Raw genomic sequence first — 24,125 nt, forward strand, 5'->3', positions numbered from 1 at the left:
TTATATAGATTGGATGGGTAAATAACAGGCAGTTCAGAAATCAAAAATACAGAAGATCAGAATACAACTTGAAAAGGTACCTTTATATTTTAGGTGGATAAAAAACACCAAGCACCATAAAATTATCTCTGAATCTATGCATATTTCCTACATAAAAATAAGTGTCATTATTTCCTGAACACATTTTATTGAGCCATTTTTCAGAAATCTTTTCGAGCAAAGTGTTTTCATCTTTATATTTCAATCTCCATTTTCTGAATGATTCAAATATTTCCCAATCAATTATAGTCAGGTTATGACCCTTGCAATCTGAGTGCCCTTCACAAGAAAAACTGTATCTGAAATCAAAAGGAATTTTTTCTATTGCCTTTTTGGGTTTTTTATTGAAATCAAGTTGGGCATAATATTTGTCGTGTTCTTCGCAGTTCACTAGTTTTATTTTTTTATAAGCAAAACGAATATTTTGCGGTTTGAACATGCCTAATGATTTGTCATTAATTTTATTTTCTTCCAATATGCTACATAACGAAGACGACAGAGTTGGCAGGATTATTTTTTTTCTAAGAGCCCAATTCTTATCTTTTTTAGTGCTATAGTAGTCTAAAATTCTAATGCTGTCACTATCAACCTTATAGCTTTCCGGTCTTTTATCAGAAGAGGCTTTTTCAGCTTTCAATTCTATTATGTTGTATTTTTTGAACTTCTTTTCATCTTCTAAATCTCTGAAAGGTATCGGATACAAGCGTATCCACTGATTTGATTTTAGGTCTATGCCTGCGATACAAACTGTTTCTACATGTTTTTTGCTTGGATTCGGATACGTTTTAACAGTAACAAGGATTTGTTTTGTCTCTAATACCATTTTGCCTATATATGTGTTATTACAAGACCATTACCATCTATTTCTTTTACTTTCTCTGCAACTATTTTTCTGTGACATTGAGATGGATTTCTTTCAAAACACATAATACAGCTTTTCTCATGCATTATTATATCTTCATATATTTTTTTAACAATATCCAATCTTGTCTGTATATAAGCAGAATATTTCTTAAAAAAAGAGTCAAAGTCATTATTTTCACGAAGTTTCTCTCTTAATGTTTTCGGACTGCCTAAGTCTTTAATGTGAATATATTTTATGCCGACTTCTTCAAGGTGACCCAAGAGTTGATTTTTTGAAAATCCAAATTTTCTGCTTGCAGGTATTTCTCTTACATCAATAAGAGTACGTACTTTTTTATTCAGAAGATTATCAATAAATTCTGATATATTTCTTCCTTCATATCCCACAGTTAACAAAGAAACAGGCTCTATGATATCCCTCCCCACTAATTTTTTAAATTATACCAATTTTTTTATGTTTTTAAAATAATTATGATATAGGTAGGTTATTTTGAAACGCTGCAGACTAACAATCAAAGCTATTCTTTATTGATAGTCTTTAAAGTCCTTATTCTTGCAATCTCTTCCTGATAACCATATATATGCCCGCCTGCGCTGTAAGCATACATCGGCCCATTTTTTAGATTTGTCTCTCCTGCAATATAGTTTTTAAGAAGTTCTATTCCGCCGAGATTAGTCGGAAAACCCGCCCACAAATCCCATGAACGGAAATAACAGCTCACAGTCAAAACCATCTCATCTTTGCGGGGGATAACTTTGAAATCAAGAAGCCTCAAGCACGGAGGGTCTAGTTTGCCGTCATTGCCGTAGCAGATATCATGGTCTTCAGGAGATCCAATCTCGACAATTGCCTGATTGGTTAGAGGAGTTTCTTTTAATAATTGTATTACCCTGTCCATCTGCGTCCCGCCTTTTGGCATTGGATGATGTATCCTGCTTGAATATCTGTAAGTCTCATTCTCAGAAAGCTCAGGGTCCATAAGATACGCAGCAAAATAATCTTCAATGTATTCCTGTGTTGTTGGTGAAGGGATGTTAAGGCCCGGCGGAATCACAGGGATCATGTCCTCTGAAGGATGTTCTATGAAAACTGCGATGCCCGGATATTGAAGCCTGTACTGCTCATTTTCAAAAGAGCCTTTTTGGATCTTCTGGGTGTAGGCGTAATCGAAGATGTTGTATATCAGCTGGAACCACGCATCAGAGATTGTCTTTGCATTCAGACTGAAGAGATTCATTTTCCCGCCTTTCCCCCCAAAGAAATTTGTGGAATATTATACTATGCAGGATAGATTATTTGAAACCATAACTGATTTTGTCTGGACTTAACCTACACATTAAAAAGAAAATGCATCACATCTCCATTGTTCACAACATACTCCTTGCCTTCTGTGCGAAGCTTGCCTGCATTGCGCGCGCCTGATTCTCCTGTGCACTCAATGTAATCATCAAAACCAATCACCTCTGCGCGAATAAACCCGTGTTCAAAATCATCATGAATAACTGATGCTGCCTTTGGCGCTTTCCATCCGCTTTGGATCGTCCATGCGCGGACTTCTTTTACTCCTGCAGTGAAATAGCTTATTAAACCAAGTGCATGATAACCATGATGGATTATCTGATCGAGTCCGCTCTCAGACACTCCGAGAGATGAGAGGAATTCATTGCGCTCTTCATCGCTCATCTCTGCCATTTCCTCTTCGATCTTTGCGCAGATCTTCACTGATTCTGCATTATGCTCTTCTGCAAACTTGTGAACCGCATTAACATATTTATTGTCTTCAGCCAGTCCCTTTTCATCAACATTAGCTGCGTATATCACAGGCTTTGAAGTGATCAGCCTTGTTTCTTTTGCAAGTTCCACGAATACATCTGATTCTCTTTCATCAAAGAGAACCGCTGGTTTGCCTGTGCTTAGATGATCAAAAACTTTCTTTGCCATATCAAGCAATGGCTGGATCTTTTTATCTCCCTTTGCCTGTTTGTCTAGACGCGTTATACTATTTTCCAGTGTCTGAAGATCAGCAAGCACCAGTTCTGTATTTATGACTTCTATGTCGCGCAATGGATCAATATTTCCGTCAACGTGTATTATATTTTCGTCTTCAAAACACCTTACAACATGCACTATCGCAGAGGTATCTCTTATATGAGAAAGAAATTGGTTGCCAAGTCCCTCGCCTTTTGAAGCGCCTCTTACAAGCCCTGCAATATCCGTAAATTCAACTATTGCATTCTGTATCCTTTGAGGATTAACTATTTCTGATAATTGATACAAACGTTTGTCAGGAACAGCAACGACCGCCTTATTGGGTTCTATTGTGCAGAATGGATAATTTGCTGCTGATGCATTCTGTGCCTTTGTGAGCGCATTAAAAAGTGTAGACTTCCCTACATTAGGGAGTCCTACAATACCTATACTTAAAGCCATTACTTTCTCCTGTTATGCTAATTTTAGTTTTTATTCTGTCTGATTTTTTCTTTGACAAAAAAAGGGACTGCTTATTCGCAGTCCCTTTTCATCATCCATTTGGCGTCCCCAACGGGATTCGAACCCGTGTTACCGCCTTGAAAGGGCGATGTCCTAGGCCGGGCTAGACGATGGGGACAAATGGTGAGCCGCGTTGGATTCGAACCAACGACCCACGCCTTAAAAGGGCGTTGCTCTACCAACTGAGCTAGCGGCCCTGAGGGTTTTTACCCCAGTAAAAAAAACAGACTAATAGAATACGATTATTCATATTTTCTTGTCAACCTCGTCTGTAGTCAAAGAAAAAAGCTGGTGAATATTATATAATTCTGAAAACCTAAAATTTCACACTGAAAAGTTCTTTTTTGTCAGCACATAACAAAAGGGGCTGTAGCTCAGTTGGGAGAGCACAACGTTCGCAACGTTGGGGTCGCCGGTTCGATCCCGGTCAGCTCCACCAAAAATTTTCAGCAAACGGGGTCGTCCCGACTCTAGCGGGATTATCTCCACTATTTTTTTGAAATCTTGGGCTATTGACCTCTTTTCATCTAATCTCTATAATGTCTTTTATGATAATAAGATTTTTTATATTGCTGGCATTGCTATTTTCATTTGCAGCAACAGATGCGTTCTCGCAGGAGAAAGACAGCTTCCAGTTCAAGAAGCAGCAGGAGATACAACAGGTAAAACCAAAAAAATCTGTGAAGATAAAGGTGAAACGCCTACAAGACGGAAGATACACATGGGAACTCAGCGGCGACGACGCTGATGAAATAGCTAATGTTGACAGAAAACTCAGAAAACAGCTTAAAGTTGAATAGAATAATCATATGGAGGATTGCAGATAGATGAACAAAATAGTTCTTGCATATTCAGGCGGACTAGACACATCGGTTGCGATTAAATGGCTCAAGGAAAAATATAATGCAGAGATAATCGCATTCTGCGCAGATCTCGGTCAGGGCGGAGATGAGCTAGACACAGTAAAAGAAAAGGCGCTGAAAACAGGAGCATCAAAAGCATATGTCGAAGACCTGAGGGAAGAATTCGTGAAGGATTATATCTTCCCAATGCTTCGCGCAAACGCGATATATGAAGGAACTTATCTTCTAGGCACATCAATAGCAAGACCGTTAATAGCAAAAAAACAGATTGAGCTCGCTCAAAAAGAAAACGCTGATGCTGTTTCGCACGGAGCAACAGGAAAGGGTAATGATCAGGTGAGGTTTGAGCTGACATATTATGCGTTGAAGCCTGACATAAAAGTAATCGCTCCGTGGCGTGAATGGCCGTTTAATTCCAGACAGTCTTTAATAGACTATTCAGAAAAGCACGGAATCCCTGTTACTGCGACAAAAGCAAAACCTTACAGCACTGACAGAAATATTTTTCATATAAGTTATGAGGGAGGAATACTCGAAGACCCATGGGCAGAGCCTCCCTCTGACATGTACACAATGATGGTCTCTCCTGAAAAAGCGCCTGACAAACCTGTATATATAGAGATAGAATTTGAAAAAGGGGATCCTGCTGCAATAGACGGGAAAAAAATGAGCCCAGCAAAACTGCTCGAGAAACTGAATTCTATTGCAGGTGCAAACAGCATAGGAAGGGTTGATATTGTTGAAAACAGGTATGTTGGAATGAAGTCAAGGGGTGTTTATGAAACACCGGGCGGTACAGTGCTTCATATTGCGCACCGTGCAATGGAATCTCTTACTCTTGACAGAGAAGTAATGCACATCAAAGACTCTCTTATACCTAAATATGCAGAGCTCGTTTATTGCGGTTACTGGTTTGCACCAGAGAGAACCATGCTCCAGACAATGATTGATGACACTCAGCAGGATGTAACTGGGACTGTAAGGCTGAAGCTGTATAAGGGGAATTGTCAGGTTGTCGGCAGAAAATCTCCAAAGTCGCTTTATCATGCAGAGCTTGCAACATTCGAGGCTGAAGAAATATATAATCAGAAGGATGCAGAGGGATTCATAAAACTTAATGCATTAAGACTCAAGGTAAGAAAGCTGCTGAGAAAAGACAAATAAGAACAGACCAGCATCTTGTCTTTTATCTTTGATTAATTGAATTTATGCCGGGACTTGAATATTGGATTGCCTTAAGAGATGTAAAAGATATCGGGCCTGTAACAGCAAAAAAACTTCTTGCTGTATACAAAAACCCGAAAGATGTTTTTAATGCATCCATTAAAGAGCTCTCAGAGATAAAATCAGTTGGCCCAAAAAAAGCAAAGAACATAAAAGAATTCGATGCATGGAAAAAAATTGATGCAGAGATAGCAAAGCTTAAAAACAGCGGTATCCAGATAATCACGATCAACGATAAGGATTATCCTGAAAACTTGAAGGCAGTAAACGATTCTCCGATTTTTATTTATGTAAAAAGCATTCCTGAGAAAAATGATAAATTCGCTCTGGCAGTAGTAGGTTCGAGAAAACTCACCAGCTACGGCCAGCATATAACTGAAAAATTATCATCAGAATTATCACAGATGGGATTTACCATAGTGAGCGGAATGGCAAGAGGCATTGATACGCTTGCGCATATATCGGCACTGAAGGCAGGAGGAAGAACTATAGGGGTTATGGGTTCAGGCATTGACGTGCCTTATCCTCCTGAGAACAAGATGCTGATGGAGAAAATATCTTCATCAGGATATGTTGTGAGTGAATTTGCTCCTGGCACTCCGCCTGACAAGGAAAATTTTCCAAGGAGAAACCGGCTGATAAGCGGACTCTCCCTTGGAGTGCTTGTTGTTGAGGCTGTATCTGACAGCGGTTCTCTGATAACAGCAGAATATGCAAAGGAGCAGAAACGAGAAGTATTTGCAGTACCGGGTAATATTAATTCGAAAAATTCAGAAGGCACAAACCAGCTCATACGAAACGGCGCAAAAACTGTTCTGAGCGCAGAGGATATAATAGAGAAACTTGCGCCTTCTTTAAAGGGTTTTATAAAATCTAAAGAAAAAGCAAAGACTGAGCTTACGGATGAAGAGAAAAGGCTTTGTGATATAATGACTGCAGAGCCCAGGCACGTTGATATATTATCGAGAGAAAGCATGATGCCTTCATCAAGGGTTCTCGGAATTCTTCTCAGCCTTGAGTTAAAGGGAATCGTAAAACAGGCAGAGGGAAAAAAATTTTTTCTTGTATGAATAAATGTATTTCGAGGAGGGAGTTTTATAAATGAGTTCACTGGTTATTGTTGAGTCGCCTGCAAAATCAAAGACCATTAACAAGATACTCGGGAAGACTTTTTCAGTTAAGGCTTCTATCGGACATGTAAAAGACCTTCCTAAGAAAAAGCTCGGCGTTGATGTAAAGAAAAATTTCGAACCTACTTATGTTGTCATTCCGGGCAAAGATAAGATAATAAAAGAACTTAAAAAAGCAGCGAAGTCTGCGGACAAGATATATCTTGCGACCGACCCTGACAGAGAAGGCGAGGCAATTGCATGGCATATTGCTGACGAGTTGAACGGCAAAGCAAAAAATATATTCAGGGTAACCTTTAATGAGATAACAGCAAAGGCTGTTAAGGAAGCTATAAAAAATCCGCAGCGCATTGACATGAACAAGGTCGATGCACAGCAGGCAAGAAGGATACTTGACAGACTTGTGGGTTACAGCTTAAGCCCTCTCCTCTGGAGAAAAGTACGAAGGGGATTGAGCGCAGGCAGAGTGCAGTCAGTTGCTGTGCGTCTTGTTGTTGAAAGAGAGCGCGAGATCGAGGCATTCAAAAAAGAAGAATACTGGTCAATAAGCGCAAATCTCGAAGGCGGGAAGCCTCCAAAGTTCTGGGCAAAAGTCTCAACAATTGACGCAAAGTACCGGGTACCAGGAGCAAAATTCTTACTGCCTGATGAAACATCCGCATCTACGCTGGTCAATGATCTTAAAAACAAGATTTACATCCTTAAGAAGATAGAGAAAAAGAACAGAAAGAGGATGCCTTACCCTCCTTTTATCACAAGCACTCTCCAGCAGTCAGCAGCACGCGCGCTCAATTTCTCTGCAAAAAAAACAATGATGTTTGCACAGCAGTTGTATGAAGGCGTAGACCTAAAAGGAGAAGGTTCAGTAGGTTTAATAACCTATATGAGAACAGATTCTCTGAGAGTCGCTCCTGAAGCGCAGACCGCTGCAAGAAAATTTATCGAAAAAGAATTTGGCAAGGATTATCTTCCTGATTCCTCGCCTGTTTACAAGAGCAAGGCATCTGCTCAGGATGCACACGAGTCGATCAGACCAACATATCTGGATCATAAGCCAGAAGATATAAAGCATTATCTTTCAAAAGAACAGTTCGCTTTGTATAAGCTGATATGGAACAGATTCATCGCAAGCCAGATGGCTCCTGCACAGCTTGAACAGACAACACTTATTATTGAGGCTGGAAATGGGACGCCTACCGCCGAACTTCGCGCATCAGGAACAGTCGTCAGATTCAACGGTTTTCTTGTTCTTTATGAAGAAGCAAAGGAAGAAAATGAGGAAGGTGATGAAGCAATTCTCCCTTCATTGGAAGAAGGCGAAAAACTTAAACTGCATGAACTTCAGCCTAAACAGCATTTCACACAGCCGCCTCCAAGATATTCTGAGGCAACACTAGTAAAAACACTCGAGGAAAAAGGGATAGGAAGACCAAGCACATACGCAAATATTCTCTCTACCATACAGGACAGAAAATACGTACAGAAAACAGAAGGGAAATTCATGCCAACAGAGCTTGGGGTTGTCGTGAATGATCTGCTCGTGGATAAATTCTCTGCATTGATGGATATTGGGTTTACTGCAAGCATGGAAGATAAACTTGACCACATAGAAGAAGGGAAAACAAAATGGGTGAAAGTCGTGAAAGAGTTCTATAAACCATTTGACGCAAGTCTCACAGAAGCAGCAAATTCAACAGAAAGGGTTAAACCTCAGGATATACCAACAGAAGAAATATGTGAAAAATGCGGAAAACCGATGGTAATAAGATGGGGAAGGCACGGAAGGTTTTTGGCATGCTCTGGATTCCCTGAGTGCAAGAACGCAAAACCTATTGAGGATAAGAACGGCGGTGAACCTGCTCCTGCAATAGACGAGAAATGTCCTAAATGCGGAGCACAGATGGTTATGAAGGCAGGGAGATTCGGAAAATTTCTTGCATGTTCAAAATATCCTGAATGCAAGACAACAAAGGCAGTAACAACAGGAGTAAAATGTCCTGATGACAACGGAGATATTGTTGAGAGGCGCTCTAAGAGAGGCAAGATGTTCTGGAGCTGCAGTAATTATCCAAACTGCAAATTTGCATCGTGGTATAAGCCTGTTCCTAAAAAATGTCCTTTATGCAAGGCTGAATTCCTGTACGAGAAGAGGGCAAAAGACGGGACAGTGACACTTACCTGCCATAATAAAGAATGCGGATACAAAACTGAAACCGACTCGTCTGCAGCCAAGGAACAGCAAGAATAGGACAAAGAATTATAAGAGGTAAAGACATCAACGCGAATTTTCCTTTTCTTATCGGCATCGGAAGCAACAAAAGCAACGCTGGCAAGACTACACTAGCAGTCGAAATTCTGAAACACCTTGCCGGAAATTCCAGGAACTGGGGCGCTATCAAGTACACAAAGACCGCGCTCTACAGCTCGATAGTTGATGATCCTTCGATAATCAGGCAGAAAGACAAAGACACTGAAAGACTTCTGAGCGCAGGCGCAGAGGAAGTTCTATGGGTGCAATCTCCTGCAGAAGAGCTTGCAGATGTTTTGCCGGTTGCAGTAGAAAGGATGTCTAATCTGGAAGGGATAATCATAGAAGGAAACAGCGCGATTGAGTTTTTAAAACCTGATATTGTAATATTTATCTTTAAGAAAGATTCAGAAGGCTTTAAAAAAAGCGGGTTAGCAGTTCTTGATATGGCAGACATAATCCTCTTCGATGAAAAGCCTTCAGTAAAATTACCTGAAAAAGCAGAGAATTTCAGGATTAACCTCGCTTCAATATCAGGGGCAGAGGAATTTTTAAAACATCTGGATGGTTTAATAAATGAAAAACAGAATCGAAGAAGAGATCAAGAAAAGAGCTGTTGACGGGAAACTCTCCTGTCCTGCTGCAAGAAAGATAGCAGAGGATCTCAATGTATCATACAAGGAGATCGGCGAGGCTGCTGACAGGCTCAAGATAAAAATAAATAACTGTGCGCTTGGCTGCTTTTAATGGAATACACTTCATTTGAAATTGCCCTGATCTTTTATTTAGCCGCAACAATTATCAGTGCATTAGAATTATTCAAAAGCACAAAGATAACCTCAAGGCTGATGTTCATGTCTGCCGTGATCGGCTTTGCATTTCACACAATCAATATCATCTCCCGTTATATTGATGCCGGACATATTCCAATATCGAATTTTCATGAGGCTACATCCTTTTTTTCCTGGTGTACGATATTCTTTTTCATAATACTTGAGATTAAATATAAGGTCGGGCTGCTTGGCTCATTCATCATGCCGATAGGATTTCTTCTCATGCTGGCATCTTCAATGCTTCCAAAAGAGATAATTCCTTTAAGTCCTGTTCTTCAGCACTATCTTCTTGGTATTCACACTGTGCTGGCATTTATGGGAAATGCATCATTCGCAATGGCATTCGGAATAGGGATAATGTACCTTGTACAGGAACACTATGTTAAATCAAAACATCCTTCAGGATTATTTCAAAGGCTTCCAAGCCTTCAGATTCTCGATGAGATAAATCACAAGCTGATAACAATCGGATTTCCCCTGCTCACCCTTGCAATAATAACAGGCGCTATTTGGGCGCAAAAGGCATGGGGAAGTTATTGGAGATGGGATGATCCTCGTCAGGTCTGGTCTCTCGCAACATGGCTCATATACGCAATAATTCTGCATGCAAGACTTCTTGCAGGATGGCGCGGCAGGCGAGCCTCAATACTTTCGATAATAGGTTTTATCACTATAATAATAGCGTTCTTTGGTGTCAAATTACTTAAAAAAGGTCTTCATGTATTTCTATGAAAATTTCTGTCTTTGGCGTAAACCATAAAACAGCTGATGTTGATGTAAGGGAAAGGCTCGCCTTTAACGGTCCCAAGCTTGAGGAAGGACTTTTAAAGATAAAATCCATTACAGGGATTAATGAAGCTGTGATTCTTTCAACATGCAACAGGGTTGAGATATATACAAATTCAAAAGCAGCGTCTAATGCGCATGAAACAGTAAAGAATTTTCTCTCTGATTATCAAAGCATCGAAAGAGAAAAACTTGATAAGTCCCTATATGCGCATGAAAATTCAAATGCAATAAAACATATATTCAGGGTTGCATCAAGCCTCGACTCAATGGTTGTCGGAGAGCCTCAGATACTCGGGCAGCTGAAAGATGCATTTGATTTTGCTCTCTCGAAAAAAACAACGGGTGTTCTTATCAACAAACTGATGAAAAAAGCAATCTCTGTTGCAAAGAGGATAAGGACAGAGACGCGCATTGCGGAAAATGCTGTGTCGATAAGTTTTTCTGCTGTTGAACTTGCAAAAAAAATCTTCACTGATCTTTCAACAAAGACAGTAGTGCTCCTTGGCGCTGGCGAGATGGCAGAGCTTGCAGCAAAACATCTTGTTAAGAGCGGAGTTAAGGAAGTGCTGATCGCAAATAGAACTTATGACCGCGGGTGCGAGCTTGCAAAGGAATTCAATGGAAGACCGATTAAATTCGAAAATCTTATTGAAGAACTTGTTAATACTGACATTGTCATATGCTCAACAGGAGCATCTTCATATGTTATTACAAAATCTCAAATACAAAAAGTAATGAAAGAGCGAAGACAGCAGCCGGTATTTCTTATCGATATATCAGTTCCAAGAAATATCGATCCTGAGATTAACGAGATAGATAACGTGTACTTGTATGATATTGACGACCTTCAGGGAGTTGTTGACACAAATATGCTCGGAAGGAAAAAAGAGGCAGAAAAGGCTGAAATGATAATCGATGAGGAAGTCGATAAATTTCTTAAATGGCAGTCTTCTCTTGATGCAGTGCCAACAATAATTGCCTTAAGGGAAAAAGCTGATGCGATAAAAAATGACGAGATACTAAAGATTTTCAACAAGATACCTGAACTTGGAACAAAAGAAAGGGAAGCGATAGAATGTCTTGCCTCTTCTATATTAAACAAGCTGATCCACCCTCCTACTGCTGCATTAAAAGAGGATTGCGAGGACAGAGAAGTTCTTATTGCAACCATCAAGAAACTCTACGAGTTAAATTAAAATATTTCCCGCGCACAAAAATCAGTCTTTTAAATCACAGTCCACTGCTGGGGAAGAAAAATACGTTCGTATGTCATAAGCGCAAATCCATCTGTCATGCCTGCAACAAAATCACATACTATCCTGTGTTTGTTTTGTTTTTCATCTGATGGAATGTCCTTTGCTGCCTCTTCTGTGTTATCAAGATAATATTCATAAATGGATTTGAGTATCTGTTTTGCTTTTTTGAATTCCTTTTTTATAACATCACCTTCATAAACATATTCATAGAGATAATCCCTTAGCTTGCATATCGTGTCCATCACATCATCCGACATTCTTAATTCTTCAATGCCCACATCCCTTGTCTTATAAACAATATCTCTGACCATCCTGTCGATTCTCTCTGAATGGCTTTCACCCAGAACTTTTATTATGTTTTTTGGAATATCTGATTTTTTTATAACACCTGCCCTGAGTGCATCGTCAGTATCATGATTAACATATGCTATTAGATCTGATATGCGGACTATCTGACCTTCGAGTGTCAAAGCCCTGTCGGACTTTGCTTCAGGGATGACAACGCTTTTTCCTTTTGAATGTTTGACAATGCCGTCGCGCACTTCATGAGTGAGATTCAATCCCTTCCCTTTATTCTCAAGAAAATCCACAACCCGAAGACTCTGCTTGAAATGATCAAACCCTCCGGGATGAATCTCACGAAGGATCGCCTCTCCTGCATGGCCAAATGGGGTATGTCCAAGGTCGTGGCCTAAAGCAATCGCCTCTGTCAGATCCTCATTCAGTCTGAGCGCCTTTGATATTGTGCGGGCAATCTGTGCAACCTCAAGAACATGTGTGAGCCTTGTTCTGTAATGGTCACCTCTTGGAGCAAGAAACACCTGAGTTTTGTGTTTGAGTCTTCTGAATGATTTTGAATGTATAATCCTGTCTCTGTCCCGCTGAAAGCAGGTTCTTATGTCGCCCTCTTTTTCAGGCTTCATCCTTCCCCTGCTCTCTGAGCTGAGACATGCATTTGGATGAAAAATCTTTTTTTCTATGTCTTCTGTCTGTTCTCTGATAGTCATCAGTCTTTAGATAACAATCGAACCTGGAATCTCTTTTTTCACAACAACAGGCTTAACTGTCTTTTTCACTATCTCTTTTGTGTCCCTAACTTTGAGTTTGTCAAAAAGAAGTTCGAACCTGTCTTCGAGTTCTTCCATTATAGGATTTTTTATACTTGACGGAAGATCCCACCACTTTTTCTTTAAAGGACCGAACCCTTTTTTTCTGGTGCTGTAAATAAACTGTTCTTCCGTCTGTCCTTCCTTACGTTCTTTCGCATATTCCTTTTTTATGAATTCATATACCTCTTTTTTGAAATCTGCCGGCGTTGCCTTGCTGTCGTATATGATGTTCTGGAATCCTGTTGCAAGATGAACTTCGGATGTTCCTGTTTCAGGAAACATATGAAATGCCTCTTCAGGCAGGGTTGACGCGCCGTGCTGGACGCAACCTGAGAGTCCGTATTCTTTTCTTGCCATATCAGATAGAACCCTCAAGGTATCAAAATCTATCTTCACCTTTGCCAGTGTTCCGTCAGGAAGAACAACCCCGCCATGCGATGTACCTGTCTGGACACTCAACTTGCTCAAGCCCTTTCCTGCCTTGTATGTTTCTTTAAATCCATTGAGATACGCCCTTAGTTCATTAGGATTGCTGTTTTTTCCACCGATCTCGCCGATCTCGCCTCCGATTGAAACAGCAACACCCTTTGGCTCTATCTCTCTTATATGCACTGCAAGTTCTGCCGTTTTTTCAAAATTAGGTCTCTGCTGTTCTTTTATTGTAGGCTTTTCAAGATCAACGATTGTTGATGAATCGATGTCAATGTTATAAAACTCTGCATCTATCGCCTCTTTAATCAATCCTTTAACATAATCTGTTTCCGGCTTTGGATCTGCAATAAAATTTTTTCTCACAAGCTGAAAATGATCGCCCTGAATAAATACCGGGCCCGTATAATCTTCCTTTACTGCAGCAGCAAGAACAACAGCAGAATATTCCAGAGGCCTCTGTTTTGTATAACCGATCTCAGAGCGGGCTATCTCGAATATAACAGGGCCGACCTTCATCTCTTTGGCTTTTCTGAAGATTGCTTTTGAGACATCATATGTGAGTCCCCTGATATTAATTGCAGGAACCGTGAAGCCGGGATAATTCTTTCCCATCTCTTCATAAAGATCATGTATGGAAGACGGCACTGCTCCAAATGCTTTTGCAGCCTCTTTTATCAGAAGAAGATATGCCTTCTGCATCTTCATGTCTTCTGTGAAAACCGCATCATAAACAAGCTCATCCATAATCTTTCTAAGCCCAGATCTGTCTTTAAGCTCCAGAACCCCGTTTTTTACAGAAACAATATTGCTTAACTTTTTAAAATCCATATTATCCTCCTCAATAGGCTATAAGCCTTTTATATTCTCTGTCTCGGCTGATCTTCCGGACAATTCTAAATGCTATAGAATTAGTCTTGGCGTATTTTTTTCTTTTGAAAGCAATAGAACTGTTTCAATATCAAGTCTGCCTGTTGCCTGCAGTCCTTCGCTCTTTTGAAAATTTCTTAATGCTTTTTTTGTTATTTCTCCGAATATTCCTGTGACGTAAAACTTAAAAAATCCTCTTTTTTTAAGTTCCTGCTGAAGTAATGATATTTTATTGCTCCCGGTAAATTTATTTTTAAAATAAATGCTGATTCCTGCAATGTTATCCTTAAGTTTTTCGAGTTTAACTGTCTTTCTTCCTTCCATTGAACCAATAAGCACAGCGCTGTCGCCGACTATAGCCTTTATAACAGCACACTTATTGTGACTGTCATTCTTTAAATGAATTATGCCTGGAACATTCAACTTTATCGCTCTGTCAAGCTCATTACTCAATCTGTAAACTGAATATCCTCTGTTCTGGACATCAACAAGCACGTTGGAAGCGGCCTCAAGATTTCTCTCTCCATATATGCTCATGAGATTAAGAGCGCATGCATCTTCAGAAAGACCTTCATCAGTTACCATATATATATTGTCGCTTAAATAGAATTTCCCCGTTGTCTTAAATCCGCTTAATGCATTTTTTATTGCATCAAGATAATTTTCTTCAACTGAAAGGTTTGTGTATGCAATAACTGTAAGCAGTATTACTCCGATGCTCACAAGCACAGGTTTTGTAACTGAGGACGGCCGTTTAATCCCTTCTTTTTTATCAGAGCTTAGATCACTTACTGCGCCCTTCACTGTTCTTGCGCTCAGATTGATAAATCCGCTTGAATATGCCAGAAGCAGTGACCTGTCGCAGACAAGATTAATCAGTCTTGGAATACCATGACTGTATTTGTGAATAAGTCTTATGCATTTTTCAGGAAATAATGCCATTCCTCCTGCAATCTTGAGCCTGTGGTTTACATATCTAACAGTGTCTTCAAGACCCAAAGGCTCTAGATGATATCTGACAGCAATTCTCTGGTCGAGCTGCCTTAGTCTTTCGCTGGAGACAATGCCTTTTAGCTCAGGTTGTCCAACAAGAATTACCTGAAGCAGTTTCTTGGTGTTGGTTTCAAGATTCGAAAGAAGCCTTATGAATTCCAGACATTCCATGCTCAATTCCTGAGCCTCGTCTATAACAAGAACAGCCTTTTCATCTTTCGAAAAAACATTAAGCAGAAAGTTATTTAGAGCTTCAAGATGGTCTTTCTGAGTATCCCCCATGCATACAACGCCAAAATCATGATTAATGAGTTTAAGAAGTTCCAGAGGTTCAACCATCGGATTAATTATCATTGAAGTATGTGTGCTCTGGCCAAGATTATCTAGAAGGTAACGAATGAGTGTTGTTTTTCCTGAACCTACCTCGCCTGTAAGCATTATGAAGCCTCTGCTCTCAGACATCCCGAATTGCAGATGCGCAAGCGCGTCTTCATGCTTTTTGCTCATGTACAAAAACTTTGGATCAGGCGTTACGCCAAAAGGCTCTTCCCTGAATTTGAAAAAATTATCGTAGATCATCCTTTTGTTTTACCCTTGATTCATCTATATCGGTTTTTCTCCCTTTTATAGAGATATCTCTTGCAAAGTCTGGACATCTTAAATCCTTGCCCGAGATAGAAAATTTTTTCTGGCAGGTTTCACGCCACGCGCATAGTGTACATGCTTCTATTGTTAATTCTTTATCCATATCCATTATTCCGTCCTCTTATACTGTAATTAAAACTCTGAATCTTTTCTATATAGCATAGATGCAGTAGTCTTTTGCACTTATTATATAGATTATTTTATGTATCTGGAAGGGTTCTTTTTAGCTTTTTTTGACTTAAGGTGATGCGGCATGAAAGTTAGAGATCAAACGATGCTATTTAAAAAATAGTTGTTTATTTATCAGGAGCAATCTTGAGTGCAACACGTCTATGGCGTGGTCCGTCAAATTCACAGAAATATACTGCCTGCCATGTGCCAAGAACAAGTCTTCCTTCATCAATAATAACTACCTGGGATGTGCCGACAAGACTCGCCTTTATATGCGCATCAGCATTCCCTTCCCTATGGAAATAATTCATTTCATTTGGGATAAGCCTTGTTAATGCATTCTGCATATCACGCTGAACAGAAGGGTCTGCCCCCTCATTTATCGCTACGCCTGCAGTAGTGTGGGGAACATATATATAGCATACTCCGCTTACAATGCCTGTTTCTTTTATAACCTCATGAATCTTGTCTGTTATATCAATAAACTCGGTTCTTTGTTTTGACCTTACATTTATATATCTGATCACAAAATCCTCCGATCCTTCAGGTAAAATCCTCAGTGAAATAATGGCAATTTAAGGTATAATTATACCTTAAAACAAGCTAAATAACATGCTACAGTACCACAAGAAATGGCGGTTAATCAACTCATCATCTTCAGGCGCTTCTTTTAACATGGCTCTTGATGATGCAATATCAACCTGCGTAAGAAAAGGCTCTTCCCCGCCTACACTAAGACTCTATTCATGGAATATCCCTTCTGTCAGCATAGGACACTTTCAAAGAACTGACGGCATTAATATCAACTATTGCAGAGATGTAGGAATCCCAATCGTGAGAAGGCCGACAGGCGGAAGGGCAATCCTCCATTTCAAAGAAATGACTTATAGTTTCTCTTCAAAGACAGACAATCATCTTTTTTCGAAAGGGCTCTTTGACACATACCAGAAGATCAGCTCTGCTTTCTATCTTGCATTCACTGGAATCGGGCTCTTGCCTGAGATCAGAACAGATAAGGAAATCCTGCAAAGAGGCAATCCATTGTGTTTTCAGTCCGTATCATATGCAGAGATGAGAATAAATAATAAAAAAATAATAGGCTCTGCCCAGAAAAGATGGGGAGATGGATTCTTGCAGCAGGGTTCGATACCATATATTCTTGATTTCTCTAAAATGCAGAATATCTTTGCAACAGCCTCAATTCAAAACATTACAGATACAATGATTGGGCTTAAAGACATTATTCCTGATCTTGATGACAGCAGATTCAGGAATATTGTAAAGACTTCTTTTGAAGAAATATTTAATGTGGGTCTTGTTATTTCTCTTCCTTCTGAGGAGGAGACAGCTCTTGCCCTGGAGCTTGAAACTGAGAAGTATCAGACACTTGCGGGATAAATTCAGCCAGAGGAACAATATCTATCTTGCTCATTTCCTTTGTTGAATTGAAATAATAGATGAATGCCGCTCCAATTAGAACAAGCCATAAATATGTTTGTGCAATGGACGAAGCCAACTGATAAGGCAATGATATTATCGTGCCGATTATTGGTATCAGATTAAACGGAGCGCCTATCAGAATAATAATAAAACTTGCAGCTATATATCCGCCAAACCCAATAAAGTAAAGCCATAGGGCCGAAGGCTTATTATAAAGATATTTCGCAGTCTCTTTCAGCGCCTTCAGAGGCCGTGTGTTCCTGAAAACCATCTCAGCAATGCCATATGTAGTTGCTGCAAGCGTGCATACGAGTACAAATATGCCGGTCGTAAGAAGAATAAGCGAAAGGAATATTCCAAGGAATATGCTCAATGCTGCCCCTTGCTGCTTCATCATGTTTATAACAGCGATCATCAGCCCAATAACTATTCCATAAAATAATGTTATTGCTGTAAATACGAGCCCTATTATTCCGCTGTACCATAAAAGAGGGAAAAACAGTCTTTTCCCTTCTGAGAAGAAAACACTAAGACTGAATTTTGCGCTCTCATCCTTTATTGCCCTTCCTAATATGCCTGCTGTTCCTGCCAATGCATAAAGCCATATGCATGTTATGGCAAGGAGATAGAAAACAAAACTTGCTGCAAGAACTATTATCAGTCCGATATATTTTGAGATAATCTTAGAAGGGCTTGTCATTGTCAGAAAAAAGTCTTTAAGCCTCATAAGTTCTGTAAGGTCTATTCCGAAAACCAACAATGCGATAAGCAGCGGTATCCCGATAAAAACAAGAAGTCCGATAAAAATGATAATCATCATAACGATCTGAACAAACACAAGCTGCCAGTTATTTGTTATGAGATTAAACCCTTTTTTTATTGCATCAGTATAAGTCATGCTTCAGTCCTCTTTTATATTTGATTGACGCTTTAGTTTCTAAACAATTATAATTCTTTGTAAGAAAAAAATGAACGGTTCAGTAAAAAAAATAATCCACAAGATTTCCGAAGGCAATATCCATCAGGTAGAAGATACCATTGCAGTAGAGAAAAAGCTTAAGATATCGATAAACGGGGAAGAGTTAATAAGCCTTTATTGCACTCCTACTATGATAAGGGAGCTTGTTGTCGGACTCTTATTGTCAGAGGGGCTGGTGAAAGGTTCGTGGTGCTCTGACAGGATGAGCATAGAATACAAAGATGACGCAATTCTTGTCAGCATTCAGGCAGAGGGAGCTGTGGTCCCAAGAGAAGGAAGGATTAAAACATCCGGTTGTATAGGCGGTGTTACATTTGAAAAAAAGCTCGAGACTGAAAAATTAAAAGATGATTTTACGATTGATTCAAAAAATCTGATGGAAATATTCAAAGACTTTCAAAACCGCTCAGATTTTTACCGCTTGACAGGATGCATACACAGCGCTGCGTTATCTGACGGCAGACATATACTCGTCTTTGCAGAGGACATCGGAAGGCACAATGCTGTTGACAAGGTCATAGGATACTGTTTGCTTGAAGGCATTGGATTCGAGAACAAGATAATGCTTGCAAGCGGCCGTCTTTCTTCAGAGATTACATCAAAGTGTTCAAAGTGGGGGATCCCTGTTGTTGCAAGCCGCACAGCGCCAACACACTACTCAGTCGAGATCGCAGAAGCAAGAGGACTGACACTTGTTGGTTTCGTACGCGGGAACAGACTCAATATTTATACTCATCCCAACAGAATCAAACAATAAGAAAATGTTTTCTTTTGAGTCCCTTATAAACAGTATTTCTGAGACGATTATTGTCTTTGACAACAAAGGCATAATAATTTTTGTAAACAGGGCTGGCGAAGAGTTTTTCAGAAAAAGCATGAAAGAGATGTCAGGACATAAATTTAGCAGGCTTTTCCCTGATGAAAAGATAATATCAGTACTTATCAGCAAAACAATATCAGAAGAAAGACCTTTCAGCGGCAAGGGAGAGGAGATAAAGATCGGTCGTATTGTAAATGTGGATTTTAATCTCTCGCCATTTTTTATCTCAGATGAGAATATAGGCGCTGTTATTTCTTTGAAAGAAAACCTCGTGGTTGTCGAAAGAGAAGATTATCAGTTCGAATCTCTTGTTTATCTCTTGGGAACAATTGCGCACGAAATAAAAAATCCATTAGGAGGCATAAAAGGCGCAGCACAGCTCCTCCAATCGCATGTAAAATCTGCAAGCACATCAGAACATATAAACCTGATAATAAAAGAGACTGATAGACTTAATATTGTTCTGAAAAATTATCTTACCCTATGCAGAAAGCCGCAGTTTCATTCAGTGAATATACACGAAGTAATCGAAAAGGCACTTTCAATCCTAGAAGCGCCCTTAAATAAAAAAAAGATTGCAGTCAGCAGGATTTATGACCCCAGCATCCCAAAGGTTTCCGGAGATGAGGAAAAACTTTTGCAGGTTTTCCTGAATATGATTAAGAATGCTCTCGAGGCAACGAAGAGCAAGGGAGAACTTTCATTTGCCACAAAGGTCTCTACTGAATATGTCCGAGAAAACGGGAAAACAAAGCGCTGGGCTGTTATAACAATTAAAGATACAGGTGAAGGGATTGAACCTGAGGAAATCCAAAAAATATTTCTGCCTTTTTATACAAAAAGGAGGGATGGTACAGGATTAGGGCTTGCGCTCTCAAAAAAAATCATACTCGACCATAAAGGATTCATAAGGGTCAAAAGCCAGCCCGGCAAGGGCACAACATTCAATATTTATATCCCCTTTGAGAAGAAAAAACAGGCAAACATCCGATAAGATAGTATACTATTGATTGTTTTTGAAATAACTCTTAGAACATATGCCTGATTTTGGGAAAAACTGTTTATGAAAAAAGAAGTAATTATAATTGATGACGATGAAAGCATCTCCTGGGTTATCGTAAAAGCCCTTGAACCGATCGGATACAAGATTATATCCCATACACGCCTGAATCCAGGGCTCAAGGCTGTAAAGGATGACCATCAGGTAGTGCTTCTTGACCTTATGCTTCCAGACGGAAACGGCCTGGATGGTCTGCGCCAGATTAAGGCAGCGCACCCTGACACAGCAGTAATCATGATAACAGCACACGGAAAAATGGAAAGCACCATAGATGCGATGAAAGAAGGCGCTTATGATTATATTGAAAAGCCCTTTGATATTGAGGAGCTTAAAATAGTCGTTGATAGGGCATTTAAAGACATTTATCTCAGGGAAGAACTCAAGGAATTAAAAGAAACTGCAGCAGAATCAGATGCGCTTAATATAATCGGAAGCAGTGAAAAAATGCTCAAGGTCTTTAAAGAGATCGGCAGGGTTGCAGCAAAAGACATTACTGTTCTTATCACAGGAGAAAGCGGAACAGGCAAAGAACTTGTTGCAAAGGCAATACACCACAACAGCCACAGGAATAAAGGTCCGTTCATTGCAATAAATTCTGCCTCAATGCCAAAAGACCTTATGGAGGCAGAACTTTTCGGATGGGAAAAAGGCGCTTTTACAGGCGCAAAAGATAAACATACAGGAAAGATTGAAGCAGCAGACAAAGGCACTCTATTTCTTGATGAGATATCAGAGCTTGATATAAATCTGCAGGCAAAGCTTCTGAGATTTCTTCAGGATCAGGAATTCAGCCCTTTGGGAAGCAATAAAGTCATAAAGGCTGATGTCAGAATAATCGGAGCAACAAACAAAAATCTTAAAGAAGAAGTAAGCAAGGGTTTTTTCAGACATGACCTTTATTACAGATTCAATGTAATACAGATAAAACTTCCGCCATTAAGAGAACGCAAAGGGGATATCCCGATTCTTGCAAAACATTTTCTTAAAGCAGCGCAGGAAAAGTACAACACAGGACCCAAAGAACTGTCAAAAGACGCAAAGGAGTTTATTTCAAAGTATGACTGGCCCGGAAATGTCAGAGAGTTGGAAAACACTTTGAAAAGGGCATCCATACTTTCTGACGGCGCAGCCATTGAAAGGCGCCATCTCCATGCAGAAGAAAGCAATTCCTATTCAATAAAAGATTTTCTTGAAGATAAACTTAAAAAATATCTGACTGACATGTCTAAGCTTGAGTCATGCGACCTCTATTCAACAGTAATGTCAGAAGTTGAAAAGGCGCTTATAAGCATCGGGCTTAAAGAGACAAAAGGCAACCAGCTTAAGACTGCAAAGCTTCTGGGAATCAACAGAAACACCCTTCGATCAAAAATAAAAGAATATAAGATCAAATAAAAAAGCCTATGCCACGCGGCTTAGGCTTTTTATCTAGAAAACCAATCAACTATATTTTATACTGAAGCTGCCATCTGATGAACGCTGCATTTCTTGCATTGCTTGCATAGAAATCACCCGGCATAAAATATTCCGCCTGAAGAAATCCGTCCAAGCTCTTTGTAAATTTATGATTCAGCATTGCCAGACAAAGCTGGCCTCTATCCTTTCCATCATTTGAAAACATTGAAGCGCTGAGTCCGCTTGTCTTCTCAGCAGCCCTCATATACTGATATGAAAAAATTACATTTGTATCAGCAGTGAGGTTCAGTTTCAGTTTTGCCATGTACATTTCGAGATTTGTCCAGTATCCGGGAATTGGACCGCCGTCTTTTACCGTCTCATTTATATATGTATAAATCATCAGCTCATTCCAGAAAGGAGCCCTTGAGAACAGAGGATCCCATCCTTCATGTTTGTTTGTGGTTGACGTATCATCGCCTGACAAATATACAAAGCCAAGATCAAACTCAGGCTTTAAAATAGCTTTATCATATTTTCTGCCGACGAAAACATATCCGCCATTTCCAGTTCTGTCGTTGCCGCCGTTGTATTCGCCAAATTGATGTGCAAACTCGCCTCTTAATTTCCATCCGCTCATTTCAAAAACAGCACGAGCGCCGACTGTATGCAGTTTTAAAAGCGGATTTGTGCCTACCGTATCTTCTTCTTTATAAATGTAATAAGGCTCAAGTGAAATACTTTCAATAGGTTTTGTTCTTCCATACAGCACAACGCCTCTTTCGTCTGAACCTGTTAGCAGCTTTTTATGCCCTGTATACCCAGAACCTACAATCGAAGTACGCATAGAAGGGAAATACACATCTTTCATAGGATCGCTGATATAAACAAAATCCACACTGTTATTCTGGTTAAATCTAAATCTTGCTCTTGCTGCATTAAAATAAAAACTTCTAGAACCGTCTCCCGGTGTTCCATCAAGAATTAAAAATCCTTCTCCGTACATATCAGGTCCCAGAAAATCCTGACGCCCAACTTTTATGTCAACTGGAAGTCCAAAAATACTTTTTGCATCAAAATAAACATTGTCAATAATCAGTTCGTCTTCTTCAAACTTATTTCTCTCTGCATTGATATAATAAGGTCCGGTGTAATATTTAGCTTCGTTAGTAAGCCTGAGATAAATATTATTGTCCTTATTGAGAGCAGCTTTTCCCCAGACAGAAGTCCTTAAACGGAAAAAATTTCTGTCAGGAGTTGTTGTAGGCGCTGTGCCGGCGTCCACAACATTGTCCCATATCTCCTGCCTGAGCCTTAAAGATCCGCCAGCTGAAAATGTATCATCAGCATCAGCCAGCGGGACACTTATAACAGCTACAAAAAACAACACTGCCAAAACTAAGAATTTTTTAGCCATATCCCCTCCGAAACCTTAAGATACTCTTCATTCCCCTTATGCAGGGCTGAAGTGCAAAATAATAATATATAAAAACAGAGTTTTGCAATAAGTATTTTCATTTTTACTATTGATATATTTAATATATATATTCATATCGTATAATGGTATATTATTGGAAAATTTTTGAACAATCCTATGCATAAAATAATAGATTTTCATACTCACGCATTTCCAGATGAGATTGCTGAAAAAGCAATTACGCTCCTGCAGGAAGAAGGAGACGTTAAAGCAAATCTTGACGGCAGACTGTCTTCCCTGATCTCTTCAATGGATAAATGCGGTATTAGCAAAAGCGTTATCTGTGCCATAGCAACAAAACCTTCGCAGTTCGACCCGATACTCGCATGGTGTAAAAAAATACGCTCGGACAGGATTATCCCATTCCCGTCTCTTCACCCTGATGATTCAGATGTTTTTGCCAGAATCGATGACATAAAGAAAAACGGATTCAAGGGAATAAAATTACATCCGTATTATCAGAACTTTAATCTTGATGATAAAAAGCTTTTCCCTATATATGAAAAAATAAGCAGTGAGAATCTCATAATAGTAATGCACACAGGTTTTGATATCGCCTTCGAAAGAATAAGACGGGCAGACCCTGAAAAAATTGTCAGGGTCATGGAGTCTTTTCCATCGCTTAAACTCGTTACAACGCATCTCGGCTCATGGGATGATTGGGACGAGGTCGAAAAACATATTATCGGAAAAGATATCTACATGGAAATCTCATTTTCACTGGAACTGTTGGATAAACACCATGCAAGAAACCTTATCTCAAGACATTCGAAGGAATACGTACTTTTCGGAACGGACTCTCCATGGACTGATCAGTATAAGACATTATCACTGCTGAGGGAACTCGGACTTGATGAAAAGACAGAATCTCTTATCCTCTCAGAAAATGCTGCCCGCCTTTTAAATTCTGTTTGAATTTTTCTAGATAGTATCCTGTTGAAAATAACCAAATCGGTATGATAATCTAAACTTCACTTTTTCTTTTTACAGGAAAGGCAGA

The 24,125-nt window shown here is 39.6% G+C and carries 24 protein-coding genes and 3 tRNA genes; 14 read left to right on the forward strand and 13 right to left on the reverse strand.

Annotated elements, in window-relative coordinates; translation table 11 throughout:
* Nucleotides 1–82 precede the first annotated feature (82 nt).
* The 6 genes from LLF28_01045 to LLF28_01070 all read right to left on the reverse strand — a co-directional run bounded on the left by LLF28_01045 (nt 83) and on the right by LLF28_01070 (nt 3,591).
* Complete coding sequence (locus LLF28_01045) at nt 83–862, reverse strand: hypothetical protein (GenBank protein MCE5194038.1); 780 nt, start codon at nt 860–862, stop codon at nt 83–85.
* Between the two features lie 5 nt (nt 863–867).
* A complete protein-coding gene (locus LLF28_01050; GenBank protein MCE5194039.1) occupies nt 868–1,329 on the reverse strand; it encodes a DUF488 domain-containing protein in 462 nt (153 codons plus the stop codon).
* Between the two features lie 92 nt (nt 1,330–1,421).
* Nucleotides 1,422–2,141: a thymidylate synthase gene (locus tag LLF28_01055; GenBank protein MCE5194040.1), complete on the reverse strand. Its 720-nt coding sequence runs from the start codon at nt 2,139–2,141 to the stop codon at nt 1,422–1,424.
* Between the two features lie 92 nt (nt 2,142–2,233).
* Nucleotides 2,234–3,334, reverse strand: a complete 1,101-nt coding sequence (gene ychF, locus LLF28_01060; protein MCE5194041.1) for a redox-regulated ATPase YchF — start codon at nt 3,332–3,334, stop codon at nt 2,234–2,236.
* A 100-nt stretch (nt 3,335–3,434) separates the two neighbouring features.
* Nucleotides 3,435–3,512: transfer RNA gene (locus LLF28_01065), tRNA-Glu, on the reverse strand.
* Nucleotides 3,513–3,515: 3 nt separating this feature from the next.
* Nucleotides 3,516–3,591 (reverse strand) — tRNA-Lys (locus tag LLF28_01070).
* 166 nt (nt 3,592–3,757) lie between these two features.
* On the opposite strand from LLF28_01070, the gene LLF28_01075 reads away from it, so the two are divergent.
* The 9 genes from LLF28_01075 (at nt 3,758) to hemA (ending at nt 11,677) form a co-directional block, all read left to right on the forward strand.
* Nucleotides 3,758–3,833: transfer RNA gene (locus tag LLF28_01075), tRNA-Ala, on the forward strand.
* 109 nt (nt 3,834–3,942) lie between these two features.
* Complete coding sequence (locus tag LLF28_01080) at nt 3,943–4,194, forward strand: hypothetical protein (GenBank protein ID MCE5194042.1); 252 nt, start codon at nt 3,943–3,945, stop codon at nt 4,192–4,194.
* A 27-nt stretch (nt 4,195–4,221) separates the two neighbouring features.
* On the forward strand, nt 4,222–5,421 hold the full coding sequence (locus tag LLF28_01085) for an argininosuccinate synthase (GenBank protein ID MCE5194043.1): 1,200 nt from the start codon (nt 4,222–4,224) through the stop codon (nt 5,419–5,421).
* A gap of 44 nt (nt 5,422–5,465) precedes the next feature.
* Nucleotides 5,466–6,551 carry a DNA-processing protein DprA gene (dprA, locus tag LLF28_01090; GenBank protein MCE5194044.1) on the forward strand — a complete coding sequence of 362 codons (1,086 nt, stop codon included), beginning with the start codon at nt 5,466–5,468 and terminating at the stop codon, nt 6,549–6,551.
* A 31-nt stretch (nt 6,552–6,582) separates the two neighbouring features.
* Nucleotides 6,583–8,859, forward strand: coding sequence for a type I DNA topoisomerase (topA, locus tag LLF28_01095; protein ID MCE5194045.1), 2,277 nt, complete (start codon nt 6,583–6,585; stop codon nt 8,857–8,859).
* A 56-nt stretch (nt 8,860–8,915) separates the two neighbouring features.
* Complete coding sequence (locus tag LLF28_01100; protein MCE5194046.1) at nt 8,916–9,479, forward strand: molybdopterin-guanine dinucleotide biosynthesis protein MobB; 564 nt, start codon at nt 8,916–8,918, stop codon at nt 9,477–9,479.
* Nucleotides 9,436–9,606: a hypothetical protein gene (locus LLF28_01105; GenBank protein ID MCE5194047.1), complete on the forward strand. Its 171-nt coding sequence runs from the start codon at nt 9,436–9,438 to the stop codon at nt 9,604–9,606. The genes LLF28_01100 and LLF28_01105 overlap by 44 nt, the downstream gene beginning before the upstream one ends.
* Nucleotides 9,606–10,424: a c-type cytochrome biogenesis protein CcsB gene (gene ccsB / locus LLF28_01110; protein ID MCE5194048.1), complete on the forward strand. Its 819-nt coding sequence runs from the start codon at nt 9,606–9,608 to the stop codon at nt 10,422–10,424. Before LLF28_01105 ends, ccsB begins: the two co-directional genes overlap by 1 nt.
* The gene (gene hemA / locus LLF28_01115) at nt 10,421–11,677 is read left to right on the forward strand and encodes a glutamyl-tRNA reductase (GenBank protein ID MCE5194049.1); all 1,257 of its coding nucleotides are present in this window, start codon (nt 10,421–10,423) and stop codon (nt 11,675–11,677) included. The genes ccsB and hemA overlap by 4 nt, the downstream gene beginning before the upstream one ends.
* A gap of 29 nt (nt 11,678–11,706) precedes the next feature.
* Here hemA and LLF28_01120 read toward each other — a convergent pair whose 3' ends face one another.
* From LLF28_01120 to LLF28_01140, 5 genes are all read right to left on the reverse strand, one after another.
* The gene (locus LLF28_01120) at nt 11,707–12,744 is read right to left on the reverse strand and encodes a deoxyguanosinetriphosphate triphosphohydrolase (protein MCE5194050.1); all 1,038 of its coding nucleotides are present in this window, start codon (nt 12,742–12,744) and stop codon (nt 11,707–11,709) included.
* A 6-nt stretch (nt 12,745–12,750) separates the two neighbouring features.
* Entirely contained in the window at nt 12,751–14,106 is a 1,356-nt protein-coding gene (locus tag LLF28_01125; GenBank protein MCE5194051.1) for a class II fructose-bisphosphate aldolase, read from the reverse strand.
* Between the two features lie 72 nt (nt 14,107–14,178).
* The gene (locus LLF28_01130) at nt 14,179–15,717 is read right to left on the reverse strand and encodes an AAA family ATPase (protein ID MCE5194052.1); all 1,539 of its coding nucleotides are present in this window, start codon (nt 15,715–15,717) and stop codon (nt 14,179–14,181) included.
* Nucleotides 15,704–15,886: a hypothetical protein gene (locus LLF28_01135; protein ID MCE5194053.1), complete on the reverse strand. Its 183-nt coding sequence runs from the start codon at nt 15,884–15,886 to the stop codon at nt 15,704–15,706. The genes LLF28_01130 and LLF28_01135 overlap by 14 nt, the downstream gene beginning before the upstream one ends.
* Nucleotides 15,887–16,079: 193 nt before the next feature.
* The gene (locus LLF28_01140) at nt 16,080–16,481 is read right to left on the reverse strand and encodes a secondary thiamine-phosphate synthase enzyme YjbQ (GenBank protein MCE5194054.1); all 402 of its coding nucleotides are present in this window, start codon (nt 16,479–16,481) and stop codon (nt 16,080–16,082) included.
* 148 nt (nt 16,482–16,629) lie between these two features.
* On the opposite strand from LLF28_01140, the gene LLF28_01145 reads away from it, so the two are divergent.
* Nucleotides 16,630–17,352, forward strand: a complete 723-nt coding sequence (locus tag LLF28_01145; GenBank protein ID MCE5194055.1) for a hypothetical protein — start codon at nt 16,630–16,632, stop codon at nt 17,350–17,352.
* On the opposite strand, the gene LLF28_01150 is transcribed toward LLF28_01145, so the two are convergent.
* Nucleotides 17,273–18,292, reverse strand: a complete 1,020-nt coding sequence (locus tag LLF28_01150) for a hypothetical protein (GenBank protein MCE5194056.1) — start codon at nt 18,290–18,292, stop codon at nt 17,273–17,275. The two genes, LLF28_01145 and LLF28_01150, sit on opposite strands and share 80 nt — an antisense overlap.
* Before the next feature lie 70 nt (nt 18,293–18,362).
* Here LLF28_01150 and fdhD point away from each other — a divergent pair, with 70 nt between their 5' ends.
* The 3 genes from fdhD to LLF28_01165 all read left to right on the forward strand — a co-directional run bounded on the left by fdhD (nt 18,363) and on the right by LLF28_01165 (nt 21,648).
* Nucleotides 18,363–19,130, forward strand: coding sequence for a formate dehydrogenase accessory sulfurtransferase FdhD (gene fdhD, locus LLF28_01155; protein ID MCE5194057.1), 768 nt, complete (start codon nt 18,363–18,365; stop codon nt 19,128–19,130).
* A gap of 4 nt (nt 19,131–19,134) precedes the next feature.
* Nucleotides 19,135–20,187: a PAS domain S-box protein gene (locus LLF28_01160; GenBank protein MCE5194058.1), complete on the forward strand. Its 1,053-nt coding sequence runs from the start codon at nt 19,135–19,137 to the stop codon at nt 20,185–20,187.
* 69 nt (nt 20,188–20,256) lie between these two features.
* Nucleotides 20,257–21,648 carry a sigma-54 dependent transcriptional regulator gene (locus LLF28_01165; protein ID MCE5194059.1) on the forward strand — a complete coding sequence of 464 codons (1,392 nt, stop codon included), beginning with the start codon at nt 20,257–20,259 and terminating at the stop codon, nt 21,646–21,648.
* Between the two features lie 49 nt (nt 21,649–21,697).
* Here the strand turns inward: LLF28_01165 and LLF28_01170 are convergent, their stop codons facing one another.
* Nucleotides 21,698–23,065, reverse strand: a complete 1,368-nt coding sequence (locus LLF28_01170; GenBank protein MCE5194060.1) for an alginate export family protein — start codon at nt 23,063–23,065, stop codon at nt 21,698–21,700.
* A gap of 177 nt (nt 23,066–23,242) precedes the next feature.
* Between LLF28_01170 and LLF28_01175 the strand changes: the two genes are divergently transcribed.
* A complete protein-coding gene (locus LLF28_01175; GenBank protein ID MCE5194061.1) occupies nt 23,243–24,040 on the forward strand; it encodes an amidohydrolase family protein in 798 nt (265 codons plus the stop codon).
* The last annotated feature ends 85 nt before the right edge of the window (nt 24,041–24,125 follow it).

It is taken from the genome of Nitrospiraceae bacterium, from assembly GCA_021373015.1.
Classification (GTDB): domain Bacteria; phylum Nitrospirota; class Thermodesulfovibrionia; order Thermodesulfovibrionales; family UBA1546; genus JAJFTJ01.

Coding starts and splice junctions, on each gene's coding strand:
- LLF28_01080 (MCE5194042.1), top strand. CDS start 3,943: ATGATAATAAGATTTTTTATATTGCTGGCATTGCTATTTTCATTTGCA.
- LLF28_01125 (MCE5194051.1), bottom strand. CDS start 14,106: ATGGATTTTAAAAAGTTAAGCAATATTGTTTCTGTAAAAAACGGGGTT.
- LLF28_01175 (MCE5194061.1), top strand. CDS start 23,243: ATGCATAAAATAATAGATTTTCATACTCACGCATTTCCAGATGAGATT.
- LLF28_01055 (MCE5194040.1), bottom strand. CDS start 2,141: ATGAATCTCTTCAGTCTGAATGCAAAGACAATCTCTGATGCGTGGTTC.
- LLF28_01085 (MCE5194043.1), top strand. CDS start 4,222: ATGAACAAAATAGTTCTTGCATATTCAGGCGGACTAGACACATCGGTT.
- LLF28_01150 (MCE5194056.1), bottom strand. CDS start 18,292: ATGACTTATACTGATGCAATAAAAAAAGGGTTTAATCTCATAACAAAT.
- LLF28_01145 (MCE5194055.1), top strand. CDS start 16,630: ATGGCTCTTGATGATGCAATATCAACCTGCGTAAGAAAAGGCTCTTCC.
- dprA (MCE5194044.1), top strand. CDS start 5,466: ATGCCGGGACTTGAATATTGGATTGCCTTAAGAGATGTAAAAGATATC.
- LLF28_01170 (MCE5194060.1), bottom strand. CDS start 23,065: ATGGCTAAAAAATTCTTAGTTTTGGCAGTGTTGTTTTTTGTAGCTGTT.
- LLF28_01165 (MCE5194059.1), top strand. CDS start 20,257: ATGAAAAAAGAAGTAATTATAATTGATGACGATGAAAGCATCTCCTGG.
- hemA (MCE5194049.1), top strand. CDS start 10,421: ATGAAAATTTCTGTCTTTGGCGTAAACCATAAAACAGCTGATGTTGAT.
- LLF28_01160 (MCE5194058.1), top strand. CDS start 19,135: ATGTTTTCTTTTGAGTCCCTTATAAACAGTATTTCTGAGACGATTATT.
- ychF (MCE5194041.1), bottom strand. CDS start 3,334: ATGGCTTTAAGTATAGGTATTGTAGGACTCCCTAATGTAGGGAAGTCT.
- ccsB (MCE5194048.1), top strand. CDS start 9,606: ATGGAATACACTTCATTTGAAATTGCCCTGATCTTTTATTTAGCCGCA.
- LLF28_01135 (MCE5194053.1), bottom strand. CDS start 15,886: ATGGATAAAGAATTAACAATAGAAGCATGTACACTATGCGCGTGGCGT.
- LLF28_01130 (MCE5194052.1), bottom strand. CDS start 15,717: ATGATCTACGATAATTTTTTCAAATTCAGGGAAGAGCCTTTTGGCGTA.
- fdhD (MCE5194057.1), top strand. CDS start 18,363: ATGAACGGTTCAGTAAAAAAAATAATCCACAAGATTTCCGAAGGCAAT.
- topA (MCE5194045.1), top strand. CDS start 6,583: ATGAGTTCACTGGTTATTGTTGAGTCGCCTGCAAAATCAAAGACCATT.
- LLF28_01045 (MCE5194038.1), bottom strand. CDS start 862: ATGGTATTAGAGACAAAACAAATCCTTGTTACTGTTAAAACGTATCCG.
- LLF28_01120 (MCE5194050.1), bottom strand. CDS start 12,744: ATGACTATCAGAGAACAGACAGAAGACATAGAAAAAAAGATTTTTCAT.
- LLF28_01105 (MCE5194047.1), top strand. CDS start 9,436: ATGAAAAACAGAATCGAAGAAGAGATCAAGAAAAGAGCTGTTGACGGG.